The following is a 526-nucleotide window of genomic DNA, read 5'->3' on the forward strand; positions in this document are numbered from 1 at the left end:
TTTATAATAAATCATCTTCTTTGATATCTTTTCCAAATTTAGCGTCAAATACTTTTTTTGATTTTGTGTCAATCTTTAGTTTGATAGGTTCTTTATTTTCCAAAGCTAAAGATTGATTATTTTCCTGTATTATTTCTTTTTTCTCTATTTTATTTTTAAAAACTTCATTGAAGTATTTATTAAATTGTGAATAAACCATTGATATATTTTTATCTTGCTTTGCTTTTTCATAAAGTATTTTAGAAACTACATAGCCTTTATTATATTCTTGTTTTAAGTATTCTAAATTAGCAAAGAATTCTATTTTTGCAAAACCTCTTTTCATTGCAAATCCTTTATAAAATAGTATATTATAAGATATTTTAGTATATTTTAGCAAATTATAGTGTATTTTAGTAAAATGATTGAAATGTTTGTAAAAATAGCTTATATTTTGTTATAATTGCTTGGAGTAATAAGACAGGATATGCAAATGTCGAACATTTGCAAAGTTTTATCGCTAAAGCTCTAAAATAAGGACGCCAAA

The 526-nt window shown here is 22.6% G+C and carries 1 protein-coding gene; it reads right to left on the minus strand.

The window, feature by feature from the left end:
- Position 1: 1 nt before the first annotated feature.
- Entirely contained in the window at positions 2-325 is a 324-nt protein-coding gene (locus CCO88_RS09160) for a hypothetical protein (RefSeq protein ID WP_002806461.1), read from the minus strand.
- Between the last annotated feature and the right edge of the window lie 201 nt (positions 326-526).

Source organism: Campylobacter coli LMG 9860 (genome assembly GCF_000254135.1).
Classification (GTDB): domain Bacteria; phylum Campylobacterota; class Campylobacteria; order Campylobacterales; family Campylobacteraceae; genus Campylobacter_D; species Campylobacter_D coli.

What these genes read in the sequence shown, in the direction of transcription:
- CCO88_RS09160 (WP_002806461.1), bottom strand. Translation starts at nt 325, where the DNA reads ATGAAAAGAGGTTTTGCAAAAATAGAATTCTTTGCTAATTTAGAATAC.